This window comes from Stenotrophomonas sp. YJH_SMC_10 (assembly GCF_059371555.1).
On sequence record NZ_JCAFUS010000002.1, the window covers coordinates 42,070 to 66,291 of the forward strand.

Sequence of the window (24,222 nt, forward strand, 5' to 3'; positions counted from 1 at the left end):
GCCGCGCCCGCCCGCCGGCAACGACGGTGCGGACCTACAACGCGTGCAGAGAGGGAGGGAGGCCGACGGGCGCAAGCCGGTCCGCCGCTTCGATGCTGAAGATCATTTGCCTGACCGCTGCCCTGGGGGCAGCGCTGGGTTCGACCGCGCAGGCGGCCGACCTGCAATTCGACGGCCGCAACGCGCGCGCCGAAGCGGCTGCCAAGGGTGGCTTCGTGCTGCATGCGCCGAAGGGAGAGGTGCGCATCGCGCCCATGCCGATGCGCAGCCACACCGACAGCGTCATGTTCGATGCGTTGTTCGCGCTGGCCCAACAGGAGATGGACCAGGACCGGGTGGACGCGATCCGCGATCCGGCGTTCGACGAGGGCCGGCCGGTCCCGTGCGACTGCTTCCAGACCGGTGCGCGCTGGCCCTATGTGTGGACCCGCGATGTCAGCTTCGCCGCCGATCTGGCGCTGGCGCGGCTGGACCCGCAGCGGACCCGGCAGTCGCTGCAGTTCAAGCTGTCGGCCGCCCGTGACGGGCGTACGCCCGGCCTGTTCGTGGCGCAGGACACCGGTTCCGGCGGCAGCTGGCCGATCAGCAGTGATCGCGTGGTGTGGTTCCTGGCCGCGCGCCATCTGCTGGCGGATCGCGCGTTTGCCGACCAGGTCTGGCAGGCGCTGCAGGGCACGCTGGCACAGGACCGCGCAATGGTGTTCGACGCGCAGATGGGTCTGTACCGTGGCGAGACCTCGTTCCTGGACTGGCGCGAGCAGACCTATCCGGACTGGACCCGCGAGGACGTGCGCTTCATCGGTGATTCCTACGCACTGTCCACCAACGTGCTGCACTACCAGGCACTGCGCCTGGCCGAACGCCTGGCCGGGCAGCACGGCGACGCCCGTGCGGCCGACTACAGGGCGTGGGCCGATGCGTTGGCGCAGCAGATCGATACACGCTTCTGGCGCGAGGACATGGGCCAGTACATGAGCTACATCGGCGAAGCCGCGCACCCGGTGCCGTACGCCAAGGTGGATCTGCTCGGCCTGTCGCTGGGCATCCTGGCCGGGGTGCTGCCGCCCGAGCGCGCGCACCGCGCGCTGGCCGCGTACCCGAGGACACCGGCTGGCAGCCCGGTAGTGTGGCCGCAGGAGGCGCAGCAGCCGATCTACCACAACCGCGCGATCTGGCCGTTCGTCAGCGCCTACGCGCTGCGCGCGGCGCGGCAGCTGGACGATGCGCCGCGCATCGCCGCCGAAATCCGCTCGCTGATGCGCGGCGCCGCCCTGGCCGGTTCCAACATGGAAAACTACGAACTGGTCAGCCAGGCCGTGCACGTCGAGGAAGGCGCGCTGAGCGGCCCGGTGGTCAATTCCGAACGCCAGTTGTGGTCGGTGGCGGGGTACCTGTCGATGGTGGTCGAAGGCGTGTTCGGCGTGCAGGACGATGGCCGCGTGCAGCCCAAGCTGCCGGCCGCGCTGGTCCCCGAACTGTTCGGCAAGCACCGCCGCATCTCCCTGGAGGCCGATGGCAAGCGTTATGTACTGGAGCGCCCGAAGCAGGTGGGTGATGGCCTGCTGGTGGCGGGCACGGTGAAGACGCGGGGCACCACGACCACCGTACAGCTGGTGGCCGCGCCGTCGCGTACGTTGCCCGCCAGCACCGCCGATGCCAATGCGCGCGCGCCGGCGACCCCGGCCGTACCGCAGGTACGACGCAGCGGCAAGGGGTGGTCGGTGCCGGTGGCCGAAGGCCAGGTGCTGTGGCGGGACGGCCGGGCGGTGACAGCGATCACGCAGGGTGTGGCACGCATCGTCGATGATGGCCTGCAGCATTGCCTCAGCCTGACCATGCGCGACGGGGCGTTGGAGTCGCTGCACAGCCCGATGCGCTGCGTCGGTCCGCAGCAGCTGCTGAAGGGCGCAACGCGCTGGCAGTTCACCCCGGCCAAAGCCGGACAGGTACGCCTGCGCCTGCAGTACAGCAACCCCAGCGGGCCGATCAACACCGGGGTGACGGCTGCAGTGAAACAGCTGGCGCTGCAATGCCCGGGCCAGCCGCTGCAGCGGCGTACGGTCACCCTGCCGCACAGCGTAGCCGTGCAGGATTCGACCTCGGCGACGTTCCCGGTGACCAGGGGCCGCTGCACGATCACGCTTGAAGAGGGGTTCAACATGAGCGCGCTGCAGCACTTCGCGCATTACACCGGCGGCAAGGGCGGGCGCGATGGCGTGGTGAACCAGGCCCAGGTGCGGGCACTGACAGTGGCGCCGGTTGCGGCCGCAGAGGGCGCACCATGAACCGTCCGGCCAAGCCGCAGCTGTCGTTCTGGCAGATCTGGAACATGTGCTTCGGGTTCCTCGGCATCCAGTTCGGCTTCGCCCTGCAGAATGCCAACGCCAGCCGCATTTTCGAGACGCTGGGCGCGGACATGGATGCGGTGCCCGGGCTGTGGATCGCGGCGCCGCTGACCGGCCTGCTGGTCCAGCCGGTGATCGGCTACCTGTCCGATCGCACCTGGACACGATGGGGGCGCCGCCGTCCGTTCTTCATGATCGGGGCGGTGCTCACCACGCTGGCGCTGCTGGTGATGCCGAACTCACCGACGCTGTGGATCGCCGCCGGCACGCTGTGGGTGCTGGACGCGTCGATCAACGTATCGATGGAGCCGTTCCGTGCCTTCGTCGGCGACCAGCTGGCGCCGCGCCAGCGCCCCGCCGGCTACGCGATGCAGAGCTTCTTCATCGGCGTGGGTGCGATCGTCGCCAGCTTCCTGCCCTTCATCTTGGCTCATTTCGGTGTCGCCAACACCGCAGCCGCCGGGGAAGTGCCCGACACCGTGCGCTATGCGTTCTATTTCGGCGCGGTGGTGCTGCTGGCGGCGATCACCTGGACAGTGGCCAGCACCCGCGAATACTCGCCGGCAGAGCTGGCCGGTTTCGATGATGCCGAACCTCCGGCACACCACGCAGCAGCGGTGATCAGTGGTCCTGCACCGTGGACGCAGGTGGCCTTGTGGCTCGGGCTGGGTGTGTTGCTGGCCCTGCTGATCACCTGGCGGCAAGGCGACAGGATGCTGTACGTGCTGGCGGGCCTGTGCGCCGGCTATGGCCTGTTGCTGGCGGCCGCGCGCGCGTTGCCGGCCACCCACATGCTGGCCGCCATCGTGGGTGACCTGCGCGCGATGCCGATCACCATGCGTCGCCTGGCGTGGGTGCAGTTCTTCTCGTGGTTCGCGCTGTTCGCGATGTGGATCTACACCACCGCCGCAGTGGCGGGCACCCATTTCGGTTCGACCGATCCACAGTCGGCGGCCTACAACGAGGGCGCCAACTGGGTGGGTGTGCTGTTCGGTGCCTACAACGGTTTTGCCGCGCTGGCCGCAGTGCTGATTCCACCGTTGGTGCGTGCGATCGGCCTGCGCTGGAGCCACCTGGTCAACCTGTGGCTGGGCGGCGCCGGCCTGGTCTCATTGATGTTCATCCGCGATCCGCACTGGCTGCTGCTGTCGATGGTGGGCGTTGGCTTCGCCTGGGCATCCATCCTTTCGCTGCCGTATGCACTGCTGTCCGACAGCGTGCCGGCATCGAAGATGGGCGTGTACATGGGCATCTTCAATTTCTTCATCGTGATCCCGCAGCTGGTCGCTGCCAGTGCGCTTGGCTTTGCCCTGCGTGCCTGGCTGGGCGGCCAGCCGATGCAGGTGCTGGTGCTGGGCGGCTGCAGCCTGTTCGTCGCCGGCCTGTGCGTGCTGCGGGTTCCGTCCCGTCCGGAGGTGGTGTGATGCGTGGTGCGCTGTCTGTTGCTGTTTCCCTTGTACTGCTGGCCGGCCAGGCGGCGGCCGCGCCGCGCCCGGACTACGTCGGTACCACCGAGCCGTTCGCCAGTGATGCGGTGTACTTCGTGGTCACCGACCGCTTCGTCAACGGTGATCCGGCCAACGATCATCGCGACCAGGGCGGCGCGCACCGCACCTTCGATATTCCGGTGCCGTGCCCGGACAAGGTGGACGGCAATATCGGCTACCTCGGCGGTGACTTCCGTGGCGTGCTCGACAATGCGCAGTACATCCGCGACCTCGGCTTCGGCGCGGTGTGGATCACGCCGATCGTCGACAATCCGGACGAGGCGTTTACCGGCAGCAAGCCGATCAGCTGCACCAGTACGCTGACCGACCGCGGCAAGACCGGCTATCACGGTTACTGGGGCATCAACTTCTACAAGCTCGACGAGCACCTGCCCAGCAAGGACCTGGACTTCGCCGGGCTGGCCAAAGGGCTGCATGGCGCGGGCCTGAAGGTGGTGCTGGACATTGTCGGCAACCACGGCTCGCCGGCCTGGACCATGCCAACGCGGCAGCCGCAGTTCGGGCAGATCTTCGACAAGGAGGGCAGGCTGATCGCCGACCACCAGAACCTGCCGCCCCAGAAGCTGGATCCGAAGCACAACCCGCTGCACGCGTTCTACAACAACATCGGACCGGTCGACAGCAAGGACGGTTCGATCTTCGACGGCAATCTGGCCGAGCTGTCCGACTTCAACCAGGACAACCCGGCGGTGATGGATTACCTGGTGGGCGCCTACCTGCAATGGACCGCGCAGGGCGTGGATGCACTACGCATCGACACCATCGGTTGGCTGCCGCACCCGTGGTGGCACGCCTTCGTCAAGCGCATCCGGGCCGAGCATCCGGGCATGTTCATGTTCGGCGAGGCGTTCGACTACGATGCCGCGCGCATTGCCGAGTACACCTGGCCGGCCAACGCCAACGTCAGCGTGCTCGACTTCCCGTTGCGAGGGGCGCTGGAGCAGGCCTTCGGCACCGCCGGCAAGGGCTTTGAAGTCCTGGCCGAGCCGCTGTACCTGAGTGGCGGTCCCTACGCCAACCCGTACGAGCTGATGAGCTTCTACGACAACCATGACATGCCTCGCCTGCAGGCGAGCGACAACGGCTTCATCGATGCGCACAACTGGCTGTTCACCGCGCGCGGCATTCCGGTGGTCTACTACGGCTCGGAAACCGGCTTCATGCGCGGCCGCGCCGAGCACGCCGGCAACCGCGCCTACTTTGGCCAGGAGCGTGTCGACGCCGCGCCGCAGAGCCCGATCTTTGCGCCGCTGCGGCGCATCGCCAGGCTGCGTGAGGCCACTCCGGCGCTGCAGCGTGGCCTGCAGGTGAACGAGCGGCTGCAGGGCGACGAGGCGGTGTTCTTCCGCGTACTGCAGCACGGCGACGTGGCGCAGACCGCGCTGGTGCTGTTGAACAAGGGCGACCAGGCCCGGACCTTCACCGTGGCGCGTTACCTCCAGGCGGGCCGCTGGCGCGATGCGCTGGGCGGCGGCGAGGTGAAAGTGAAGAACCGCCTGCAGACTGAAGTGCCCGCGCACGGGGTGAAGGTCTACGTGCTGGATGCGCCGGTACAGCAGCCCGCGCTGCAGGCCGAGCTGGACAAGGCGGTGGCCGACCAGAAGGCGCGGGACGTGCGCCTGGGGCGGTAGTGCCGGCCGCTGGCCGGCAACCCATGAATCCATGGTCCCTTCAGATGCCGGCCAGCGGCCGGCACTACCGGGGCGACCCTATGCGGCACAATAGGCCCCCCTCACGCCGTGCCGCACCGCCATGACCGACCTCGCCCCGCAGACCCCGATCGAAACCCTGCTGAAGGCGGCGATGGACGGCGCGGTGCCGATCCGCGCCTTCATGGAGGCTTTCGTCGCCTCCGAGGTGGTGCTGCTGACCGGCAGCCTGGTGACCCCCGATGGCAGCGGCTTCGACCCGCTGCTGTTCGACAAGCAGGGCACCCTGCACGTGGCCGTGTTCACCGATCAGTCGCGCGTGGGCATCTACAGCCAGCAGGCCGAACACCAGATCCGCTGGCGGATGCTGGACGTGCTGCGCCGCGTGCCGGGTGGCTACGGCGTGGTGATCAATCCGGGCACTCCGCTGGGCTTCGAGATCTCGCCCAGCGGCGTCGGCGAGATCCTGAAGGACTTCGCCCCGGGTTGATTGTAGAGCCGCGGCCATGCTCGGCTGCCGTTCGCGCAATGCCGGATCCGTCGAGCACGGCGCGACTCTACACAGAGCTTCCCTTCGGGCGCCGTACGTGATCCCCTTGGTCAACACCGGGATCGAGGCGCTGCCATGGAATCGAGGGAATTGCCTGCCGACGCACCGGCACGATCACGCCATTCCCGCTCCGCGCTGGTCTTCCTGATCGCGGCCATTGTCGCCGCGCTGGTGTCCATGCCCGTGCTGCGCGCGGTGGGCATGGTGCTGTGGCCGGTGTTCGTCATTGCCTGGCTGATCAACCTGGGCGCGGCCTGGCATCTGGCCCAGTGGGCGCACCAGCGGGGTCGTTCGGCCTGGGCATTCGGGTTGCCGGCGGCGCTCGGCACCGTCGCCTCGATCGTGGTCTTCGTGCTGCTGGCGTTGCTGGGGCCAAAGCCCCCGGTGCGCTGAACCTTCGCGGCGGTCGTGGACAATGTGCCGAGCATGGCTCGGCACTACAGTAGGGCGAGCCAAGTCAGGCCACTCCAGGCCCCGCATGTGTTGCGCGGAGCGCCGGCGCATCGGTCGGCACCCCGTTCCTCACATCGTCACCTTGCGCCGGTTGTCATCGCTCACCCGGTCGATCAGCTTGTTGTACGGGTCAAAGCCCGCTTCATCCGGCTTTTCATCCACCGTCACCGTGATCTTCGGTGCGGCGCTGGTGATGTGGTGGCGCTGCAGGTACAGCACCTTCTGGTCGCGCTCCTTGCCCGACGGCCCGTTGGCGAATACGCCGACCTCGACCCAGTCATCCATCGTTCCGTCGCTTTCCTTGCCCTTGCCGTCGGCGTACTGCTTGGCCGCGTGCAGGTCCAGTGTCACGTCGTAGCGGCCGTCATCGCGCTTGCGGGCGCTGGCGGCCATCACCCGGTTGTCGTAGAAGCTGATCTTCTCGAACAGGTCGGTGACCAGCTGCTGGCGGTCGGCCGGGGTCTCGGCGCGGATGTAGCCCAGCAGCTCGCGTGAGGTGGTGTACGGCGGCTGCTGGTAGCCCTTGTCCTGCAGGAAGCGCTTCAACGCACGGTTCAGCGCCTGCTCGCCGATCTCCTCGCGCAGGCGGTAGAAGGCCAGCGAACCTTTCTGGTAGTGGATGTACTGCTGGTTTTCCACGCGTTCCAGCGGCTGTTCCTCGATGGCTTCGCCACCGCGGCCGGACAGGTAGCCGTCCAGTTCGCGCTTGAGGAACTGGCGCATGTGCTGGCGGCCGTACTCCTGCTCCATCACCATCAAGGCCGAGTACTGCGACAGCGATTCGGACAGCACGGTCGCGCCCTGCACGTTGGCGCCGATCACCTGGTGCGCCCACCACTGGTGCGCGATCTCGTGCGCGGTCACGTAGAACACGTAGTCCACCTTGTCCGGGTTGCGCAGGTCGGCGATGAAACCGATGGCCTCGGAATAGGGGATGGTATTGGCGAACGACTGCGCGAAGCGGGCATAGCCCGGGAACTCGATGATGCGTACCTGGCGGTGCTGGTACGGGGTGAAGTTCGCCTCGTAATAGGCCAGCGACTTCTGCACCGCCTCGATCATCCGGTCCACGTTGTAGCCGTGCGCCGGATCGAAGTAGACCTCGATCGGGATGTCCTTGTACTTCGCCTTGCGCACCTCCCAGCGTGCCGAGAGATAGGCATAGAAGTTCAGCATCGGCCGGTCCATGGCATAGCTGAAGCAGCGCCGGCCGTCGACCGTGGTCTCGTGCTGCAGGTAGCCCGGGGCCAGCGCCACCTGGTCTGGTGCGGTGCAGACCGTGGTGCGGAAGTCGAGCCAGTCGGCATCGTTGGCAATGTAGGTGTTGGCGCGCGCCGCTTCGTCCTCCAGCCTGGGCATGCGCCGGGGTTCACCCAGGCCGCGCTTGCGCCGCTCGTTGCGATCGGTGATTTCGGCGCCTTCGTTGTAGCCGAACGAGGGCAGCACGCGGCTGTTGAAGAAGGTGCCGTTGTCCACGATGTTGCTCGGCGCCTGACCGGCGGTGATGCCGTTGGGTTTCTGCACCACGCGGAAATGCACGTTGCGGGTTTCGCCCGGTTGCAGCGGCTTCTGCAGGCGGTAGATGCGGTAGCCGAGATCGGCATCGCGCAACGACAGCGTCTGCCCACCCAGGTCGACGTCGACCAGCTGCTTGTCATCGCCCATCGAAACATGCACGTCCTGGATCGGCGTGGCATGGGTATTGCGCACCGTCCAGTTCGCATCGATCACCATCGACTGCGATTCCGGGAACAGGTCCACGCGGTTGTCCACTGCCACGATGCGTGGCTGCGGCAGGGTGCGGTACTTCGACAGCTCGCGCTCGTAGCGGGCCTGGAGGTCCAGCTGCTGGTCGGGCGAGATGAACTCGTTGCGGATATTGGTGCTCCAGTACAGCCAGCCGCCCACGCCGGCGAAGGCCAATGCCGCAAGTCCGGCGAAGACGCCGGTCGGGCCGCGCAGGCGGCGGCCGGCCAGGGCCAGGCGCTGGCGCAGGCCCTGGCTGACACCGCGCACCCAGAACGCCGACGCCAGGCACATCAGGGTCAGCAGGAACAGTGCCCAGTAGCCCTGGAATGCCAGCTGCCCCGGCAGGAAGTGGCCGTAGCCGTTCATGTCCGAATAGGGAGCGTTGGGCCAGCCACCGAAGTTGTACAGGTTCTGCGTGTAGTCCAGCATGCCGAGCACGCCCTGGCCGATCATCACCACGATCAGCAGCGCGTAGCCGAGGAACTTGTTGTTGGTGAGCACCTGCAGCACCAGGGCCAGGCCTCCCATCAGGAGGTAGATCACCGAATCCATCGCCAGGCTGCGCAGGTACAGCAGTGGCTCCAGATGGGTGTAGCCCTTGACCAGCTGCACGCCCATCGCCGCCAGCGCACCGGCGGCCTGGAAGCAGATGATCACTGCCAGCAGCGCGGTGAACTTGGCCAGCAGCGGTACCCAGTTCGGCACCGGCATGGCATCGGTCACTTCGTTGATGCGCGCGCTGCGTTCCTTCCACACCAGCTCACCGGCGAAGAACAGCACGATGATCACCAGCAGCCAGCTGAAAGCGCCCTGCAGGCCCATGATCATCTGCGAGGTGACCGGCCAGATCGAGGTGCCGTACAGGGTCTGCCGGAACAGCGCGTTGGGCAGGAAATTGGCCATGCCCAGCACCAGCAGCACGATGAACGGCACGCTGCGCAGTACACCGCGTGTATCGAAGCGCACCTGGCGCAGGAACTGTTGCCACGCGGTGGTCGCGCTGAACGCCGGAACCACGCGCGGCAACGGGGTGCGGGTGGGCCGAAGCGCTGCGGCGTCGGCAACCGGCTGCGTCTGCCGGCGGCCCCAGCGACGACGGCCGCTGCCGCTGCGCTCGGTGCGGAACAGGGCGAACGTGGCGGCGAACAGCAGCGCCGTCACGCCCAGCCACAGCGCGCGGTTGGCCAGCAGGTAGCCTGCCAGGCCGGGAACGCCGCTGTTGTGCTCGGCGGTGGACCAGTAGCGGATGGTGCGCGACAGGGCGCGCATGCCCAAAGGCTCGCTGAGCACCGCCAGCCAGGTGTTGTCGATGTCGCGCAGCACCGCCGCGCTGGCGCCGAACAGCACCAGGTAGGCCACCAGCCCGATGTAGACCCACAGGATCGAACGCGTGACCGCCGCCAGCAGTGACAGCAGCGCGGTGGTGAACAACAGGTTGGGAATGACGATGACCGCAAAACTCCAGGCATAGCCCTGCCAGCTGATCGGCCCCATGCGCTCGGCGTCCACCCAGGGCATGAACGGTGCCAGCCAGAGCCCGAAAGCGACCAGCAGGTAGAACAGCAGGCCGGTGGCCAGGGCCGCGGCGATGCGCCCGGCCAGGTAGTCGCGGCGTTTCACCGGGCTGGCGAAGATCAATTCGGCGGTGCCCAGTTCGAAGTCACGCAGCAGCGCATTGCTGACGAACAGCGCAGTCACCAGCATGCCGAGCAGGGTGAAGATCCCCAGCATCTGTGCGATCACGGTCGGCGCGTTGCTGTGCACGTTGCCGCTGCCGCCACCGATCTGTACGGCGTCACTGGACGCGGCGGCGAAGGCGAGCAGGGCGAACAGCCCGGCCAGCAGCCACAGCAGGGGCGAGCGCAGCTGCTCGCGCAGCTCGAAACGGAAGAAGTTGAGGATCATGGCGTGCTCCGCTCAGGCTGCCGCGCGGGCACGGGCCTGCAGGCGCAGGCGCTGGAAGTACACGTCCTCGAGGTCGGGGGCCACGGCCGCGAAGCCGTCGCCGGGGTCGTTGGCGCTGTGCACATGGATCACCGGGCGGCCACCGACCAGTCGGGTCGACAGCACCACATGGCGCGCTTCATGCTCGGCCAGCTCCGAAGGATCGACCTGCTTGCGCCAGACCTGGTGCTGCAGGGCGTCGATCGCCTCGCTGGGGCGGCCGCTCAGCAGTACCTGGCCCTTGTTCATGATCGCCATCGTCGGGCACAGGTCGGTCACGTCCTCGACGATATGGGTGGACAGGATCACCGCCACGTTCTCGCCGATCGCGGCCAGCAGGTTGAGGAAGCGGTTGCGTTCCTCCGGGTCGAGGCCGGCAGTGGGCTCGTCGACGATCACCAGCCGTGGGTCACCCAGCAATGCCTGGGCAATGCCGAAGCGCTGGCGCATGCCGCCGGAGTAGGTGCCGAGCTTGCGCTTGCGCGCGTCCCACAGGTTCACCTGCTGCAGCAGCCCTTCGACCACTTCGCGGCGCTGCGCGCGCTGGGTCAGTCCCTTGAGCACCGCGAAGTGTTCCAGCAGGTCCAGCGCGCTGACTTTCGGGTACACGCCAAAATCCTGCGGCAGGTAGCCCAGGCGGCGACGCACCGCGTCCTTGTCGCGCAGCACGTCGATCGGTGCCTCGCCCGGAATGCTGAGGACGGCCGTACCGCTGTCGGCTTCCTGCAGGGTGGACAGCGTGCGCATCAGCGAGGACTTGCCAGCGCCGTTGGGCCCAAGCAGGCCGAACATGCCGCGCGGGATGTCCAGGCTGACGTTGTTGAGAGCGTGCACGCCGTTGGCGTAGGTCTTGGACAGCGAATCGATCTTCAGCATGCGACGTACACCTTTCCCTGGACGTTGTCTGCGCGTTATCCGCGCAATCGCCCCGGTCCGCATCCGCCGTTGGTCATGGGGGGGAAATCCCGCCGTCGCGCGTTGGCAGGGACAGCGCTTACCCGCGCAGGGACGATTCGCGTACCACCAGCTTCACCGGAATGCTCTGGCTGTCCACCGGCTGCCGGCCGATCAGCGCCAGCAGGCGTTCCACCAGCAGCTGCCCTGCCTGCTTGGTGTCCTGCTGCACGGTGGTCAGCGCCGGGGACACCGAAGCCGCCAGCGGGATGTCGTCGAAGCCGGTGACCGCCACGTCCTGCGGTACGCGCAGCCCGGCGTCGCGCAGGGCGCGGATCGCGCCGATGGCGATCAGGTCGCTGGCCGCGCAGATCGCATCGACCGGTTCAGCGCGCGCCAGCAGCGCCTGGCAGGCCTGCTGGCCAGAGGCTTCGGTGGTGATGGCGTCGTGCTGCAGCGCCGGTTCGGCGGCCAGGCCATGTTCCTGCAGGGCGGCGACGTGGCCGCGGTAGCGCTCCTGGAATTCGGGGTAGTGGCTGGAGGCATGGCCGAGGAAGGCGATGCGGCGGCAGCCCTGCTGCAACAGGTGGGTGGTGATGTCATGCCCGCCCTGGAAGTTGTCGCTGCCGATCGAGACACCGGGCTGGCCGGGCAGGGCGGCGCCCCAGCGCACGAAATGCGTGCCCTGTTCGACCAGCCGCTGCAGGCGGTCGCGCGATTCGTGGTAGTCGCCGTAGCCGAGCAGGATGATGCCGTCGGCCTTGTTGCTGTCCTCGTAATCGGCCTGCCAGTCGGTGGACAGCTGCTGGAACGAGACCAGCAGGTCCTGCCCATGCAGCGCGCAGGCGCGGGTGATCGAGCCCAGCATCGAATGGAAGAACGGGTTGATCAGCGAGTCGTCGTTGGTCGGGTCCTCGAAGAACAGCAGGGCCAGCGTGCCGGCATTGCGCAGGCGCAGGCTGGAGGCATTCTTGTCGACCTTGTAGTTCAGCTCGCGGGCAATGCGCAGGATGCGCTCACGGGTCTCGGCGTTGACCATCGGGCTGCCACGCAGGGCCCGCGACACCGTGGGCTGTGAGACTCCGGCCAGGTGGGCGATGTCCAGGGAGGTGGCTTTGCCTTTGATCGTCATGTGCGGGCGGAGCGGGCAGGTGGAAGGTGCCCGGGCATGATGCCATGCGCGGACGCGAATGCCCCTCTCAACGTCGGCCTGGGCGCAGGTAAGTCATTGCCGGACAAGGAAATCAGTCTGATCCTTCGGTGCGGTCGGGGTGTCCTGACCGGGCGGATGGCGGCGGCAATGGTAAGATGCGTCGTTCTCGCATTCCCCCAAATTTCACCAGGGGCGGCCCAGCGTACTGCACCCCGCCCGGGGCTGTGCTATCACTGGCGGTCTGCCCCTGGACAACGGACGAAGGTACCTATGGCGCGCGGCATCAACAAAGTCATCCTGGTCGGCAATCTCGGCAACGACCCGGACGTGAAGTACACCCAGGGCGGCATGGCGATCACCCGCATCAGCCTGGCCACCACCAGCGTCCGCAAGGACAAGGATGGCAACCAGCAGGAGCGCACCGAATGGCACCGCGTGGTGTTCTTCGGCAAGCTCGGCGAGATCGCCGGCGAGTACCTGCGCAAGGGCAGCTCGGTCTACGTCGAAGGCAGCCTGCGCTACGACAAGTACACCGGCCAGGACGGCGTGGAGAAGTACTCCACGGACATCATCGCCGATGAAATGCAGATGCTGGGCGGCCGCGGTGAAGGCGGCGGCGGTGGCGGTGGTGGCAACTACGGCGGCGATCGTCCGCAGCGCCAGCAGGCGCCGCGCCAGGAGTACGGCGGCGGCGGTGGCCAGCGTGGCGGCCAGGGCGGCGGCTATGGCAACCAGGGCGGCAACCAGGGCGGCGGTTACGGCAACCAGGGCGGCAACCAGCGCCCGCAGCCGCAGCAGGCGCCGCCGATGGACGACTTCGCTGACGACGATATTCCGTTCTGATCGGACGCTCGCCTGCAGCAGAAAAGAAAGCCCCGCTCATGCGGGGCTTTTCTTTTTCCGCGATTGCATCGGAGTTGTGCCTCGCAGCATCAGTTTTCGTGCACCGCAACTTGCAAGCATCCAGTTTCCTCCCCTATGGTGCAATCGATTGCATTGCTGTGAATCGTTGCGTTTGATACCGGTTGGGAGGCCGGGAGGTGGATGTCCATCCATACAATCAGACCGGTCCCGGCAGGTGGGCTGACACGGCGTGATGCGCTTCGTATCGCTGTCGCTGGAAGCGTGGCCCTGGGTACTACAGTGGGCGCGCGGACTGCATTCGCCACCACTGCACCGCTGAAGGGCAACCTGAAGCATTCCGTCGCACGCTGGACCTTCCCGCAGCTGTCGGTCGCCCAGCTCTGCGCGACGGTGAAGGACATCGGCTTCGCCGCCATCGACCTGGTTGGCCCGGAAGACTGGCCCACGCTGAAGGCCCATGGCGTGTACAGCTCGATGTGCAATGGCGCGGAGCTGGGCCTGACCCAGGGCTTTGCCGGCCGTGAGTTCCACGACCCGCTGGTGGAGCGCTACACGCGGCACATCGATCTGGTGGCCGATGCCGGTTACCGGAATCTCATCTGCTTCTCCGGCAACCGCAACGGCATGGACCCGCATGACGGCATGGCCAATGCCGAGGCTGGCCTCAAGCGCATCCTCGGGCATGCCGAGAAGCGTGGCGTCGTGCTGGTGATGGAGCTGCTCAACTCCAAGGTCGATCACCGCGACTACCTGTGCGACCACTCGGCCTGGGGCGTGGAGCTGTGCCAGCGGCTCGGCTCGGACAACTTCGGCCTGCTGTACGACATCTACCACATGCAGATCATGGAGGGCGACATCATCGCCACCATCGGCAAGCATCACGCCTGCTTCAAGCACTACCACACCGCTGGCGTGCCTGGCCGGCATGAGATCGGAGATCAGCAGGAGCTGAACTATGCAGCGATCTGCCGCGCGATCCGCGACACCGGTTTCGAGGGGTATGTGGCGCAGGAGTTCATGCCTGCCGCGCCCGATCCTGTTGGTTCATTGCGCGAGGCGATCCGCCTCTGCGACGTCTGAAACGATATCCACCCAGGTGAGAGACCCATGGCAGATAATCACTACGACGCCATTGTTGTTGGCTCGGGAATCAGTGGCGGCTGGGCAGCGAAGGAGCTGACCGAGAAGGGCCTGAAGGTCCTGATGCTGGAACGCGGGCGCAACATCGAGCACGTCAAGGACTACGTCAACGCGATGAAGGAAGCGTGGGATTTCCCGCATCGCAACCGGCCGACGCAGGCGATGAAGGCCGCGTTCCCGGTGCTGATGCGCGACTACGGCCTGGCCGAGAACCTGGAAGGAATGTGGGCCAACGAGCAGGACTCGCCCTACATCGAGACCAAGCGCTTCGACTGGTTCCGTGGCTACCACGTGGGCGGGCGCTCGCTGATGTGGGGCCGGCAGAGCTATCGGTTTTCCGACCTGGACTTCGAAGCCAACCTCAAGGATGGCATTGCCACCGATTGGCCGATCCGCTATGCCGACATCGCGCCGTGGTACGACCATGTGGAGAAGTTCGCCGGCATTGCCGGCACGCGCGAAGGACTGGACGTGCTCCCGGACGGCGAGTTCCTGCCGCCGATCCCATTGAACATCGTCGAGAAGGACGTGGCCGCGCGGATCAAGAAGGCCTTTGGCGGAACGCGGCACATGATCCACTCGCGCACGGCCAACATCACCCAGCCGATGCCCGAGCAGGGGCGCGTGAACTGCCAGTACCGCAACAAATGCATCCTGGGCTGTCCCTTCGGTGCCTACTTCTCGACCCAGTCGGCGACGCTGCCGGCGGCGATGAAGACCGGCAACCTGACGCTGCGGCCGTTCTCGATCGTCAAGGAAGTGCTCTACGACAAGGACCGCAAGCGTGCGCGTGGCGTGGAGGTGATCGACGCCGAAACCGGGCAGACCTACCAGTACACCGCCAAGGTCATCTTCCTCAACGCGTCGTCGTTCAACTCCACCTGGCTGCTGATGAATTCTGCGACCGACGTCTGGGACGGGGGACTGGGTTCTTCGTCGGGCGAGCTGGGGCACAACGTGATGGACCATCATTTCGGTGCGGGCGCCTCGGGCCGGGTCGAGGGCTACGAAGACAAGTACTATTTCGGCCGCCGGCCCTGCGGCTTCTACATTCCGCGTTTCCGCAATGTCGCGTCCGACAAGCGCGGCTACCTGCGCGGGTTCGGTTACCAGGGCGGTGCCAGCCGCACCGGCTGGTCGCGCGAGATCGCCGAGCTGAACATCGGTGCCGATCTGAAGGAGGCGCTGACGGTGCCGGGTGACTGGCGCATCGGCATGACCGGGTTCGGTGAAATGCTGCCGCACCACGACAATGCGATCCGCCTGGACCGCGACCGCAAGGACAAGTGGGGGCTGCCGGTGCTGGCGATGGATGTGTCCATGCGTGCCAACGAACTGGCGATGCGCAAGGACATGGCCGCCGATGCCGCAGAGATGCTGGAGGCGGCCGGGGTCAAGGACGTGAAGATGCACGACAACGACTACGCCCCGGGCAAGGGCATCCATGAGATGGGGACCGCGCGCATGGGACGTGATCGGAAGAGTTCGGTATTGAACGCGCACAACCAGGTCTGGGATGCGCCCAACGTCTACGTCACCGACGGTGCCTGCATGACCTCCAGCGCCTGCGTGAACCCCTCGTTGACCTACATGGCGCTGACCGCGCGCGCGGCCGACCATGCGGTGCGCGAACTGAAAGCGGGGAACCTGTGATGGACCGCCGCGAACTGCTGAAGATGATCGTCGCCGCCACCGGTACGGCCATGGTCGGCCTGCCGGCCCTGGTGCATGGCAAGGTTCCGGCAGCCGGGGCGATGCCCGCGTTCTCCGACGCCGATATCGGCATGCTCGACGAGATCGCCGAGACCATCCTGCCGCGGACCCGGACACCGGGTGCAAAGGATGCCGGCGCCGGCCTGTTCATGGCCACGTTCGTCAGCGACTGCTACACCGCCCGCCAGCAGGCAGCGTTCCGCACCGGCCTGGCCGACATCAACACGCGCGCAGGCGGTCGTTTCGTCTCGCTCACGCCGGACGCCCGCACCGAACTGCTGCGCCGCCTGGACGCGGAAGCCAGGGCACGCCCTGCCGAGGTGACCGAAACCGGGACGCCCGAACAGGGCGAGGCCATGCCGCATTACTTCACGATGATCAAGCAGCTGGCCATTTTCGGCTTCTTCACCTCCAAGGTCGGCGCGACCGGAGTGCTGCAGTACGTCGCCGTGCCGGGACGCTACGATGGCGACCTCGCCTATGTCCCCGGTACGCCGGCGTGGGGGACCAGCTGATGGACAACACCAGGATGATCCGCACAGTGCTGGCCACCGCCGGCCTGCTGGCCACGGCATCGGCATCGGCATCGGCATCGGCGCAGGACAGTGCCGACACTGCGCGCGACCCGAAGAAGACCGAAGTGTGGACCCCCGTACCCGCTGTCGTGGCCACGCCGCCAGGCAAGGCCCCCTCCGACGCGATCGTGCTGTTCGATGGCAAGGATGTGTCCGCGTGGGAATCGGAGCAGGGCGGGCGCGTGCCTTGGAAGGTTGCCGGGGGCACGATGACCGTCGTTCCGGGCAGCAAGGGCATCCGTACCCGGCAACGCTTCTGCGATATACAGCTGCATGTCGAATGGCGCACGCCCACTGACACGAAGGGCTTCGACGGCCAGAACCGCGGCAACAGCGGGATCTTCCTGCAGGAACGGTATGAACTGCAGGTGCTCGACAGCTACAACAACCCGACGTATGCCAATGGCCAGGCCGGCTCCATCTACAAGCAGGCCATGCCGCGGGTGAATGCCTCGCGCGCGCCGGGCCAGTGGCAGGCCTACGACATCCTCTGGAAGGCACCGCGCTTCTCGGCGGGAGGCGGGCTGATTTCGCCTGCGCGCATCACGGTGCTGCACAACGGCGTGCTGGTGCAGGATGACACCGTGCTGGCAGGCAAGACCGAGTACATCGGGGCGCCCTCGTATTCGCCCCATGCCTGTGCGCCGCTCTATCTGCAGGAGCATGACTCCAGGGTCAGCTACCGCAACATCTGGGTGCGCGAGCTGTAGCCCGGTCCGTTACTTCGCCAGGTAGCTGGCGATGTCATCGATCTCCTGCTGCGACAGCTGGGGGAAGGGCGGCATCAGGCCGCCGCCCTTCCTGATCTTGTCCTTGATCTGCGCGGCATCCAGGCGCTTGCTGACATCGGTGAGCGCCGGGAACGCACCCGGCATGCCAGCGCGGTCCGCGCCATGGCAGGCGGTGCAGTTGGCGGAGTAGAGCTTCGCTCCGGCGGCAGGGTCGTCCTTGCACCACGCAGCGGTTGCCAGTGTCGTGCCGCACAGGAGCACGGCCAGGGGCAGGATCGGTTTCAGGCGGATGTCCAAGCAAGGCTCCTTTGCGGATCAGCGCCGCGCACGAGCGGGCTGGCTGAGGGTCAGGTGTTCACGCAGGTAGTCCGCGCCGGTCTGGATGACCTTGCCCGGATCGCGTGGCTGGTCGTGCTCGACGATGTACCACTTCACGTTGGCCGCCGCTGCGGCAGGCAGGATCGCGTTCCAGTCCAGCACGCCCTGGCCCACCGCGGCGAATCCGCCTTCGTCTTCGGCCTGGCCCTTGGGCGCATTGTCCTTGGCATGCACGGCGAACAGGCGGCCGCTGAACTTGCCCAGCATCGCCGCCGGGTCCAGACCCGCACGCGCGACCCAGGCCAGGTCCAGCTCGGTCTGCAGCTCGGGCCCGGCCGCCGCGAACAGCAGCTCCAGTCCGGTCCTGCCTTCGAAGTCGGCCAGCTCGAAGTCGTGGTTGTGATAGGCCAGCTGCATGCCCTTGCCGCGCAGTTGCCTGGCGATCCGGCCCAGGTCCTGGCCCAGCGCGGTCCAGCCTGCGGCATCGGCCGGCCGGTCCTTCTGATCCAGGTAGGGCACCACCAGCGTGGTGTTGCCGATCGCGCGGTTGAACGCCACCACGCCATCAAGGTTGTTGCGCAGTTCGGTCAACGGGACATGCGACGAAACCGCCTTGATCGCGTAGCGGTCCAGCAACTGCTTCAACGCCTGCGCGCTGACGTTCTGGGTACCGACCGTTTCCACCGCGCGCACGCCCGCGTCGTGGACGATCTTCAGCTGCTGGTCCAGTGAGCCGGCGTTGCGCAGCGTGTACATCTGCACGGCGATGGGTTGCTGCGGGGCTGCTGCGTTCCGCGCGAAGGCGGGCAGGGCAGCGAGCAACAGCACGACAAGGCTTGCAGTTCTACGCACACGGATGTTCATCATGGGGTCCTCCCGGGATTCAACCGATGGCGGTCCAGGCGCGTGACCTGGCCGATGCAATGACACGATCGACGATCTGCGCCGAGCGCAGGCCGTCTTCGAAGGTGGGCAGGCCCTGCGGCCGCTCACCTTCAATGGCGCGGTAGGTGTCGGCGACGAACGCCTCGAAGCACTGGGCGTAGCCCTGCGCGTGCCCGGCCGGCAGCACCGACAGCCGGCGCTGTTCGGCACTGCCCGCGCCGGGCCCGCGCACGAAGATCTCCTCGCGCTGGTCGGGCAGGCCGATCCACAGCCGCTCGGCATCCTCCTGGTCGAAGGCGACGCTGGCGTTGGCGCCGTCGATCTCGAACCAGAGGCGGTTGCGGCGTCCGGCCGACACCTGGCTGACGGTCAACGACGCCAGCGTACCGGCCCGGGTCCTGAACATCGCGGCCGCCACGTCCTCGCTTGCGACCGCCTGCATTGCGCCCCCCGCGGCCGGTGTGCTGAAACTCTGCGCGCTGACCGCGCCGCGTTCGGCGATCACGGTGGCGAATGCCGCGCTGACCTCGGCGAAGCGTTCGCCGCTGACCCATTCGACCAGATCGCACCAGTGCGAACCGATGTCGGCGAACACGCGCGACGTGCCTCCCAGCGCAGGGTCCACGCGCCAGTTGTTGCTGGCCGGGTCCAGCAGCCAATCCTGCAGGTAGCTGCCATGGATCAGGTGCAACGGCCCCAGCTCACCCTGCGCGATGCGCGCGCGGGCCTCACGCACCACCGGGTGGTAGCGGTAGACGAACGGCACCGTGGCAACCAATCCGGTCGAGGCGGCCAACGCGGCCAGCTCCCGCGCATCCTCCAGCGTGGTCGCCAGCGGCTTCTCGCAGATCACGTGCTTGCCGGCCTCCAGTGCGGCCTGGGCCATGGCACGGTGCAGGTGGTTCGGCGTGCAGACGTGCACGACCTGCACCTGCGGGTCGGCCACCACCTGTTCGATGTCCCGATAGGCGAGCGGAACATTCCACGCCTCCGCCGTGTCGCGTGCACGCTGGGGGGAGGACGCGGCCACGCCACGGATCTGCGCACCGGCCAGCAGCGCCGCGCGACGATGCACGGCGCCGATCATGCCGGTGCCGATGATGGCGATTCCAAGCTGGGGCATCGGCCGGTCTCCTCAGGGTGTGGATGGTGCGGCCGCAGCCACCGGCCGGTCGCGGAACAGCAGCAGGAAGGCGACCAGCACCACCAGCGCGACGCCGGCCGGGAACAACCAGATCTGTTGCCAGTCCGGGCCTGCGGCGGTGGTGAAGTGCTCGACCACGGCACCGGACAGGAAGGTGCCGATCAACATGCCAACCCCATAGGTGGCCAGGGTGATGAAGCCCTGCGCGCTGCTGCGCGCGGCAGCGCCGGCGTGCGCATCGGTGTAGATCTGGCCGGTGACGAAGAAGAAGTCGTAGCAGATGCCGTGCAGCACGATGCCGATCACCAGCAGCGAGAAGCCGCCCCCGGCATCGCCAAAGGCGAACAGGACGTAGCGCACCACCCAGGCCGCCATGCCCACCGCCAGCATGGTCTTCACCCCCAGCCGCACGAACAGGAAGGGCATGGCCAGCATCAGCAGCACCTCGGAGACCTGGCCCAGCGACTGCAGGCCCGCGGCACCGCGCACGCCCAGGTCGTTGAGATAGGGGTTGGTGAAGTTGTAATAGAACGACAGCGGGATGCAGATGGCGATGGAGGCCAGGAAGAACACCAGGTAGGCGCGCGACTTCAGCAGCCGCAGCGAGTCCAGCCCCAGGATCTGCCCCAGCCCGGCGTCGCGCTGCTGTGCCAGTGGCGGTGTGTGTGGCAGGGTGAACGCATACAGCCCGAGCACCAGCGACGCCAATGCGGCCATGCGGAACGTCAGCTCAAGCCGATGCGCCTGCTCCCACCCCAGCCAGCCGATCAGCACGCCTGCGATGATCCAGCCGATGCTGCCGGCCACGCGCACCAGCGGGAACTGCTTCTCGGGCGACTGCATGTGCCGCATGGCCACGCTGTTGGCCAGTGCCAGGGTCGGCATGAACAGCAGCATGTAGCCCATCACGCAGGCCGAGAACACACTGAAGCTGGTGGCGGTGGACGCCAGCCACATCAGCACCGCGCCGGCCAGGTGCAGCACCGCGAGGATGCGCTGCGCCGCGAAGTAGCGATCCGCGATCAGGCCGACCAGGAACGGCGCCACGATGGCGCCGATGGACTGGCTGAGGAAGGCGGTCGCTACCTGGCTCGCACTGGCCTGCAGCGGGCCCTGCACCAGGTAGGTGCCGAGGGTGACGAACCACGCCCCCCAGATGAAGAACTGTAGAAACATCATCGCGCCCAGGCGCGACATGGCGTGCGTCATGGCTTGCCCTCCCGGGGCGGTCTTGGCTCAGATTCCCAGCATGCGGTGCAGTGACGCGGCGTCGGTGCCGCTGTCGGCAAAGTCGTCGAAGGCGCGTTCGGTCACGCGGATGAGGTGGTCGCGGATGAAGGCGGCGCCCTCGCGCGCGCCGTCTTCGGGGTGCTTCAGGCAGCACTCCCATTCCAGTACCGCCCAGCCGGGGAAATCGTACTGGGCGAACTTCGAGAAGATCGCCCTGAAGTCGATCTGGCCGTCGCCCAGTGAACGGAAACGGCCCGGACGATCGATCCAGTCCTGATAGCCGCCATACACGCCGCTGCTCGCGCTGGGACGATACTCCGCGTCCTTGACGTGGAAGATGCCGATGCGCGCGTGGTAGCGGTCGATGAAGCCCAGGTAGTCCATCTGCTGCAGCAGCAGGTGGCTGGGGTCGTACAGGATCTTCGCGCGCGGGTGGTGGTCCACCACGTCGAGGAAGCGTTCAAAGGTCGCGCCGTCGTGCAGGTCCTCGCCGGGGTGGATCTCGAAGCACAGGTCCACGCCGCAGGCGTCGAAGGCATCCAGGATCGGGCGCCAGCGGCGGCCGAGTTCGGCGAAGGCTGCATCCACCAGCCCGGGGGGGCGCTGCGGCCAGGGGTAGAAGTAGGGCCAAGCCAGTGCGCCGGAGAACGTGGCGTGTGCGGTCAGTCCCAGCCGCTGGCTGGCTTTGGCGGCCAACAGCAGCTGCTCCACCGCCCAGGCCTGGCGGGCGGCCGGATCGCCGCGCTTTTCCGGCGGCGCGAACCCGTCGAACAGCGCGTCATAGGCGGGATGGACGGCCACCAGCTGCCCCTGCAGGTGGGTCGACAGTTCGGTGATCTGTACGCCATGCCCGGCCAGCATGCCGGCAATGTCGTCGCAGTACGCCTGGCTGCGGGCGGCCTCGGCCAGGTCGAACAGGTGGGGCGCGGAGGTGGGGACTTGTACGCCAGAATAGCCCAGACCCGCGGCCCATCCGGCCAGCGTGTCCAGCCGATCAAAAGGAGCTGCGTCGCCGATGAACTGCGCCAGGAACAGCGCTGGACCCTTGAGCGTCTTCAACGTGATTCGCCCTCGATGCAATCGATTGCATTATCCTAGCAGGGCCTTACGCAGGACCTGTTGTGCAGTGCACAGCGGGCAGGAGAACTAACGCCATGGCCACCATCTACGACATCGCAAGACACGTCGGCGTGTCCGCCGGTACGGTGTCGCGCGCGCTTTCGCGGCCGGACAAGGTGCTGCCGGCCACCCGCGCGCGGATCGAACAGGCGGCCGCCTCGTTGGGCTATGTGCCCAACACGGTGGCGCGCACGCTCAAGACCCAGCGCAGTGGCAAGATCCTGGTCACCGTCCCGGACATCGCCAATCCGTTCTTCGCGCAGATCCTGCAGGGGGCGGAGGAGGCCGCGCAGGCGGTCGGCTATGCGGTCCTGCTGGGCGATACCCAGCATCAACCCGACCGCGAGGAGCGCTACGCGCAGATGCTCAGGCGCAACGAGGCCGACGGCATGATCGTGCTCGGTCATCGCCTGCCGCCCACCGCGCGCGAGATCGTCGAGCAGCGTGGCGCCGCCGCGCCGGTGGTCAACGGGTGCGAGTTCGACCCCGCACTGGGCATCCCCAGCGTCCACATCGACAATGCGGCCGCCGCACGCACCGTGATGGAGCATCTGTACGCGCTGGGACACGAGCGGATCGCCGTGGTCGGCGGGCCGCCCGACAACCCCCTGCACCAGCAACGGCTGGAAGGGGTCCGCGCGGCCGGCAGGGCGCGTGGCCGCCTGCGCCAGCTCAGCATCGTGCCGGGTGACTTCTCCGTGGAGTCCGGGCATGCGGCGGCAATGGCGCTGCTGCACGCCACGCCTGTTCCGACCGCGGTGTTCTGCTTCAGCGACCAGATGGCGCTGGGCACCCTCGCGGCCTGCCGGGACCTGGGCATCCGCGTGCCGGACGACCTGTCCGTCGTCGGCTTCGACGATCTGGCGTCGTCGCGTTACCTCACCCCGCCGTTGACGACCGTCCGCCAGCCCATGCGCGAGATCGGCGAGCGCGCGGTCAACCTGCTGCTCGCGATCATCGATCAGGCCGATGTACCGCTTCAGCAGACGCTGGAGTTCAGTTTCATGCTGCGCGGTTCGACGGCGGTGCCCAGGCCCGGGTGAGCGCGGAGCGGGGCGGCGGCGGGTAGCCATCCGGCGGTCGCGGCAGCGTGCAACCTTGATCCCGAATTGACGCCGGGCTGTCAGACTCATCGCAGGCAGCCCGGCAAGGGCCGTAGCAGCAGGTGCGATCGTCCAAGGGGGTCGGCAATGCCGTTCTTCACCGATTCGACGGAAGGCGCGGTCGAAGGCATTGGCGCGGCACGGCGCATTGGCTGGATGCGCTTCGTTGGCAATGGACTGGGGGCGATCCCCATCGCCTCGATCATGCTCGAACGGGGGGACGGCGGACCGGCGTGGAGCCTGCTGCTGCTCAACGCAATGGCGTGGCCGACACTGGCCCTGTTGCTGACCCGGCGCTCCCGCCAGCCGGCAGTCGTCCAGTTCCGCTGCATGGTGGCCGATTCCTTCTTCGGCGGTGGCTGGATCGCGTTCATGGCGCTGAGCGCCGTGCCCAGCGCGCTGTTCGCTGCACTGCTGGTGGCCGACAAGATCGCCGCCGGTGGCGTGCGCCTGGCGATGCGCGCCACGCTGGCGCTGCTGCTGGGCTTCGCGCTCGCCTGGTGGGCGCTCGGGTTTCCGTACCAGCCGGTGACGTCGCAGCGCACGATCGTGCTCAGTGTGCCGTTCCTGTTCGTCTATGGCATCGGCCTCAGCATCCTCAGCTGGCAGCTGGCGCGCCGGGTCAAATCGCAGAACCGCCAGCTGCAGCGGCTCAGCCGGATGGATCCGCTGGTCGAGCTGGCCAACCGTGGATTCCTGATCCTGCGCGCGCAGCAGGCACTGGACCGGGCGCAAGGCCAGGGCGGCTTTGCCTGCCTGCTGATGCTCGATGTGGACGACTTCAAGCGCATCAACGATTCGCATGGCCACCGCGCCGGCGACGAGGTGCTGCGCCATGTCGCGGCGACATTGCGCACGTTCGCGCGGCCGGGGGATACCCCGGCGCGGCTCGGCGGCGACGAGTTCGTGGTGCTGCTGCACGACTGCGCGCCCGCCGATGCGATGCACGTGGCCGAGCGCGTGCGCCTGCACCTGCTTGAAGCCGCGCGCCAGGCCACGCCGGGCGTGGAATTCAGCGTGAGCATCGGCATTGCCGCCACGCCGCGCGGGGGCAGTGTCGAGGACTGGCTGGCACTGGCCGACCGCGCGCTCTACCACGCCAAGCGGCAGGGCAAGAACACGGCCAGCTACGGCGAATGAGTGCAGCGGGCGGCG

20 protein-coding genes are annotated in these 24,222 nt (G+C 67.3%); 12 read left to right on the forward strand and 8 right to left on the reverse strand.

Annotated elements, in window-relative coordinates:
• Positions 1-92: 92 nt before the first annotated feature.
• From AC5P9C_RS03520 to AC5P9C_RS03540, 5 genes are all read left to right on the forward strand, one after another.
• A complete protein-coding gene (locus AC5P9C_RS03520; RefSeq protein WP_343542258.1) occupies positions 93-2,285 on the forward strand; it encodes an MGH1-like glycoside hydrolase domain-containing protein in 2,193 nt (730 codons plus the stop codon).
• Positions 2,282-3,769 (forward strand): MFS transporter, encoded by a 1,488-nt coding sequence (locus tag AC5P9C_RS03525; RefSeq protein WP_053462406.1) that lies wholly within the window; start codon positions 2,282-2,284, stop codon positions 3,767-3,769. The genes AC5P9C_RS03520 and AC5P9C_RS03525 overlap by 4 nt, the downstream gene beginning before the upstream one ends.
• Positions 3,769-5,484, forward strand: coding sequence for an alpha-amylase family glycosyl hydrolase (locus tag AC5P9C_RS03530; protein WP_343542262.1), 1,716 nt, complete (start codon positions 3,769-3,771; stop codon positions 5,482-5,484). The genes AC5P9C_RS03525 and AC5P9C_RS03530 overlap by 1 nt, the downstream gene beginning before the upstream one ends.
• Before the next feature lie 121 nt (positions 5,485-5,605).
• Positions 5,606-5,992 (forward strand): SseB family protein, encoded by a 387-nt coding sequence (locus AC5P9C_RS03535; protein WP_074726559.1) that lies wholly within the window; start codon positions 5,606-5,608, stop codon positions 5,990-5,992.
• Positions 5,993-6,127: 135 nt separating this feature from the next.
• Entirely contained in the window at positions 6,128-6,445 is a 318-nt protein-coding gene (locus tag AC5P9C_RS03540; RefSeq protein WP_074726558.1) for a hypothetical protein, read from the forward strand.
• Between the two features lie 129 nt (positions 6,446-6,574).
• On the opposite strand, the gene AC5P9C_RS03545 is transcribed toward AC5P9C_RS03540, so the two are convergent.
• The 3 genes from AC5P9C_RS03545 to AC5P9C_RS03555 form a co-directional block, all read right to left on the reverse strand.
• On the reverse strand, positions 6,575-10,159 hold the full coding sequence (locus tag AC5P9C_RS03545) for a M1 family aminopeptidase (protein WP_414615218.1): 3,585 nt from the start codon (positions 10,157-10,159) through the stop codon (positions 6,575-6,577).
• 12 nt (positions 10,160-10,171) lie between these two features.
• A complete protein-coding gene (locus AC5P9C_RS03550; RefSeq protein WP_343543016.1) occupies positions 10,172-11,074 on the reverse strand; it encodes an ABC transporter ATP-binding protein in 903 nt (300 codons plus the stop codon).
• Between the two features lie 118 nt (positions 11,075-11,192).
• On the reverse strand, positions 11,193-12,224 hold the full coding sequence (locus AC5P9C_RS03555; RefSeq protein WP_049467371.1) for a LacI family DNA-binding transcriptional regulator: 1,032 nt from the start codon (positions 12,222-12,224) through the stop codon (positions 11,193-11,195).
• Between the two features lie 291 nt (positions 12,225-12,515).
• Here AC5P9C_RS03555 and AC5P9C_RS03560 point away from each other — a divergent pair, with 291 nt between their 5' ends.
• The 5 genes from AC5P9C_RS03560 to AC5P9C_RS03580 all read left to right on the forward strand — a co-directional run bounded on the left by AC5P9C_RS03560 (position 12,516) and on the right by AC5P9C_RS03580 (position 17,247).
• Positions 12,516-13,088 carry a single-stranded DNA-binding protein gene (locus AC5P9C_RS03560; RefSeq protein ID WP_005408464.1) on the forward strand — a complete coding sequence of 191 codons (573 nt, stop codon included), beginning with the start codon at positions 12,516-12,518 and terminating at the stop codon, positions 13,086-13,088.
• 201 nt (positions 13,089-13,289) lie between these two features.
• Positions 13,290-14,189, forward strand: coding sequence for a hydroxypyruvate isomerase family protein (locus tag AC5P9C_RS03565; RefSeq protein ID WP_053462411.1), 900 nt, complete (start codon positions 13,290-13,292; stop codon positions 14,187-14,189).
• A 27-nt stretch (positions 14,190-14,216) separates the two neighbouring features.
• Positions 14,217-15,902: a GMC oxidoreductase gene (locus AC5P9C_RS03570; protein ID WP_049467361.1), complete on the forward strand. Its 1,686-nt coding sequence runs from the start codon at positions 14,217-14,219 to the stop codon at positions 15,900-15,902.
• The gene (locus AC5P9C_RS03575) at positions 15,902-16,477 is read left to right on the forward strand and encodes a gluconate 2-dehydrogenase subunit 3 family protein (RefSeq protein WP_049467359.1); all 576 of its coding nucleotides are present in this window, start codon (positions 15,902-15,904) and stop codon (positions 16,475-16,477) included. The genes AC5P9C_RS03570 and AC5P9C_RS03575 overlap by 1 nt, the downstream gene beginning before the upstream one ends.
• Positions 16,477-17,247, forward strand: a complete 771-nt coding sequence (locus AC5P9C_RS03580) for a 3-keto-disaccharide hydrolase (protein ID WP_343543764.1) — start codon at positions 16,477-16,479, stop codon at positions 17,245-17,247. The genes AC5P9C_RS03575 and AC5P9C_RS03580 overlap by 1 nt, the downstream gene beginning before the upstream one ends.
• 9 nt (positions 17,248-17,256) lie before the next feature.
• On the opposite strand, the gene AC5P9C_RS03585 is transcribed toward AC5P9C_RS03580, so the two are convergent.
• The 5 genes from AC5P9C_RS03585 to AC5P9C_RS03605 are packed head-to-tail and all read right to left on the reverse strand — an operon-like array spanning position 17,257 to position 21,904.
• Entirely contained in the window at positions 17,257-17,553 is a 297-nt protein-coding gene (locus AC5P9C_RS03585) for a c-type cytochrome (protein ID WP_049467461.1), read from the reverse strand.
• Between the two features lie 30 nt (positions 17,554-17,583).
• On the reverse strand, positions 17,584-18,450 hold the full coding sequence (locus tag AC5P9C_RS03590; protein WP_414615222.1) for a sugar phosphate isomerase/epimerase family protein: 867 nt from the start codon (positions 18,448-18,450) through the stop codon (positions 17,584-17,586).
• 19 nt (positions 18,451-18,469) lie between these two features.
• Positions 18,470-19,594 carry a Gfo/Idh/MocA family protein gene (locus tag AC5P9C_RS03595; RefSeq protein ID WP_197647995.1) on the reverse strand — a complete coding sequence of 375 codons (1,125 nt, stop codon included), beginning with the start codon at positions 19,592-19,594 and terminating at the stop codon, positions 18,470-18,472.
• A 12-nt stretch (positions 19,595-19,606) separates the two neighbouring features.
• On the reverse strand, positions 19,607-20,824 hold the full coding sequence (locus tag AC5P9C_RS03600; RefSeq protein WP_103283267.1) for a nucleoside permease: 1,218 nt from the start codon (positions 20,822-20,824) through the stop codon (positions 19,607-19,609).
• Positions 20,825-20,851: 27 nt separating this feature from the next.
• Positions 20,852-21,904: a sugar phosphate isomerase/epimerase family protein gene (locus tag AC5P9C_RS03605; RefSeq protein ID WP_343541159.1), complete on the reverse strand. Its 1,053-nt coding sequence runs from the start codon at positions 21,902-21,904 to the stop codon at positions 20,852-20,854.
• 95 nt (positions 21,905-21,999) lie between these two features.
• Between AC5P9C_RS03605 and AC5P9C_RS03610 the strand changes: the two genes are divergently transcribed.
• Positions 22,000-23,007: a LacI family DNA-binding transcriptional regulator gene (locus AC5P9C_RS03610; protein WP_049467352.1), complete on the forward strand. Its 1,008-nt coding sequence runs from the start codon at positions 22,000-22,002 to the stop codon at positions 23,005-23,007.
• A gap of 147 nt (positions 23,008-23,154) precedes the next feature.
• Positions 23,155-24,207 carry a sensor domain-containing diguanylate cyclase gene (locus tag AC5P9C_RS03615; protein ID WP_414615219.1) on the forward strand — a complete coding sequence of 351 codons (1,053 nt, stop codon included), beginning with the start codon at positions 23,155-23,157 and terminating at the stop codon, positions 24,205-24,207.
• Positions 24,208-24,222: the final 15 nt, after the last annotated feature.

Excerpts from the sequence above, each read along its gene's own strand:
- AC5P9C_RS03595 (WP_197647995.1), bottom strand. The coding sequence starts at position 19,594 with ATGCCCCAGCTTGGAATCGCCATCATCGGCACCGGCATGATCGGCGCC.
- AC5P9C_RS03560 (WP_005408464.1), top strand. The coding sequence starts at position 12,516 with ATGGCGCGCGGCATCAACAAAGTCATCCTGGTCGGCAATCTCGGCAAC.
- AC5P9C_RS03610 (WP_049467352.1), top strand. The coding sequence starts at position 22,000 with ATGGCCACCATCTACGACATCGCAAGACACGTCGGCGTGTCCGCCGGT.
- AC5P9C_RS03545 (WP_414615218.1), bottom strand. The coding sequence starts at position 10,159 with ATGATCCTCAACTTCTTCCGTTTCGAGCTGCGCGAGCAGCTGCGCTCG.
- AC5P9C_RS03570 (WP_049467361.1), top strand. The coding sequence starts at position 14,217 with ATGGCAGATAATCACTACGACGCCATTGTTGTTGGCTCGGGAATCAGT.
- AC5P9C_RS03525 (WP_053462406.1), top strand. The coding sequence starts at position 2,282 with ATGAACCGTCCGGCCAAGCCGCAGCTGTCGTTCTGGCAGATCTGGAAC.
- AC5P9C_RS03555 (WP_049467371.1), bottom strand. The coding sequence starts at position 12,224 with ATGACGATCAAAGGCAAAGCCACCTCCCTGGACATCGCCCACCTGGCC.
- AC5P9C_RS03615 (WP_414615219.1), top strand. The coding sequence starts at position 23,155 with ATGCCGTTCTTCACCGATTCGACGGAAGGCGCGGTCGAAGGCATTGGC.
- AC5P9C_RS03575 (WP_049467359.1), top strand. The coding sequence starts at position 15,902 with ATGGACCGCCGCGAACTGCTGAAGATGATCGTCGCCGCCACCGGTACG.
- AC5P9C_RS03600 (WP_103283267.1), bottom strand. The coding sequence starts at position 20,824 with ATGACGCACGCCATGTCGCGCCTGGGCGCGATGATGTTTCTACAGTTC.
- AC5P9C_RS03530 (WP_343542262.1), top strand. The coding sequence starts at position 3,769 with ATGCGTGGTGCGCTGTCTGTTGCTGTTTCCCTTGTACTGCTGGCCGGC.
- AC5P9C_RS03590 (WP_414615222.1), bottom strand. The coding sequence starts at position 18,450 with ATGAACATCCGTGTGCGTAGAACTGCAAGCCTTGTCGTGCTGTTGCTC.
- AC5P9C_RS03540 (WP_074726558.1), top strand. The coding sequence starts at position 6,128 with ATGGAATCGAGGGAATTGCCTGCCGACGCACCGGCACGATCACGCCAT.
- AC5P9C_RS03520 (WP_343542258.1), top strand. The coding sequence starts at position 93 with ATGCTGAAGATCATTTGCCTGACCGCTGCCCTGGGGGCAGCGCTGGGT.
- AC5P9C_RS03535 (WP_074726559.1), top strand. The coding sequence starts at position 5,606 with ATGACCGACCTCGCCCCGCAGACCCCGATCGAAACCCTGCTGAAGGCG.
- AC5P9C_RS03580 (WP_343543764.1), top strand. The coding sequence starts at position 16,477 with ATGGACAACACCAGGATGATCCGCACAGTGCTGGCCACCGCCGGCCTG.
- AC5P9C_RS03565 (WP_053462411.1), top strand. The coding sequence starts at position 13,290 with ATGTCCATCCATACAATCAGACCGGTCCCGGCAGGTGGGCTGACACGG.
- AC5P9C_RS03550 (WP_343543016.1), bottom strand. The coding sequence starts at position 11,074 with ATGCTGAAGATCGATTCGCTGTCCAAGACCTACGCCAACGGCGTGCAC.